Origin of the sequence: Streptomyces inusitatus (assembly GCF_014651115.1) — a bacterium.
Taxonomy (GTDB): Bacteria; Actinomycetota; Actinomycetes; order Streptomycetales; family Streptomycetaceae; genus Streptomyces; species Streptomyces amakusaensis.
On the sequence record NZ_BMWG01000073.1, the window covers coordinates 1 to 1726 of the forward strand.

At 67.3% G+C, this 1726-nt stretch carries 1 protein-coding gene; it reads right to left on the reverse strand.

All coding sequences use genetic code 11. The features are described 5' to 3' along the window. On the reverse strand, positions 1-1726 hold a 1726-nt coding region (locus IE247_RS33860; protein ID WP_190127210.1), incomplete at both ends, for an amino acid adenylation domain-containing protein.

The following is a 1726-nucleotide window of genomic DNA, read 5'->3' on the forward strand; positions in this document are numbered from 1 at the left end:
AGCCCGCACAGAACCTCCTCCACCGGGGTCGCCGGACCACGGCCACCAGCCGTCCCACCAGCGAACTCCGGCACCGGCAGCACACCCCGGTCCAGCTTCCCGTTCACCGTCAACGGCAGAGCGTCCAACACCACCACCGCAGCCGGAACCATAAACTCCGGCAGCCGCTCCCCCACAAACTCCCGCAACACCACCGCATCCACACCAGCAGCGGGAGTCGCGGCGGGGACCACATACGCCACCAGACGCTTGTCACCCGGCCGGTCCTCACGCACCACCACCGCGACCTGACCCACCGACTCATGAGTGGCCAGGACGGCTTCGATCTCACCCGGCTCCACACGGAACCCACGGATCTTCACCTGCGCATCCGCACGCCCCGCGAACACCACCTCACCCCCGGCCGTCCACCGCACCAGGTCCCCCGTGCGATACATCCGCACACCCACCTCGAACGGACTCGCCACAAACCGCTCAGCCGTCAACCCCGGACGCCCCCCATAGCCTCGCGCCAGCCCAGCACCCGACACATACAACTCACCGTTGACGCCCACCGGCACCGGACGCAGAAACTCGTCCAGCACAAACAACTTCGTGTTGTCCATCGGCCGCCCGATCGGCAGCACCTCCGCCGCCACCGCACCCGGCTCCACCGTATGCACCGTCACGAACACGGTCGTCTCCGTCGGACCATACACATGACGCACCGTCAACCCCGGGCACGCCCCACGCACCGCCGCCACCGCACCGGCAGCCATCACATCCCCACCGGTCAGCACATCCGACACACCCGCCAGAGCCCCCGGAGACTCCTCCGCCAGCACACCGAACAACCCCGAGGACATGAACATCCCCGTCACCCCATGAACACCCACCAGACCAGCCAGCGCCTCCCCGTCCACCAACCCCGCAGGAGCCACCACCACACACCCGCCATGAACCAACGGCACCCACAACTCAAACGTCGACGCATCGAACGTATGAGGCGAATGCAACAACACCCGACCCCGCGCCGCCTCACTCCACGACGAATCCGACACCAACGCAGCCACCGCCGAATGCGGAACCTCCACACCCTTCGGCACACCCGTCGACCCCGACGTATACATCACATACGCCACATCACTACCGCTGATCGCGACCCCGGCAGCCCCACGGTCCGGACCATCCAGCAGCACACCCACCGGAACCACGTCCACCGACGCGTCCGGCATCTCCCGGTCCGCGACGATCAGCGCGACGTCCTCCAGCACCACCCGCGCACGAGCGGCCGGCCACGACGCGTTCACCGGAACGAACGCACCACCCGCCTTCGCCACACCCAGCAGCACCGCCACCAGATCAACGGACCGCTCCATCACCACACCGACCCGGTCCCCACGACCCACACCACGAGCCACCAGACCACAAGCCACCCGATCAGCAGCCGCGTCCAACTCCCCGTACGACCACTCACGCCCCTCACCGACCACCGCGACCACGTCCGGCGAACGACTCGCACGAACCTCGAACAGCTCCACGAACGACTCACCCAGCACCGGACGCGACGTGTCGTTCCACTCCGACACCACCCGCCCGAACTCGGCCTCGTCCAACACCTCCACCCGGCTCAACAGAGCATCCGGAGCAGCCGCCATCTCACCCAGCAACCGCAACAGCCGGTCCAGAAGCCCCCGCGCCTCACCCGCCGAGAACAGATCCGGACGGTAATTGATCCGCAACTTCA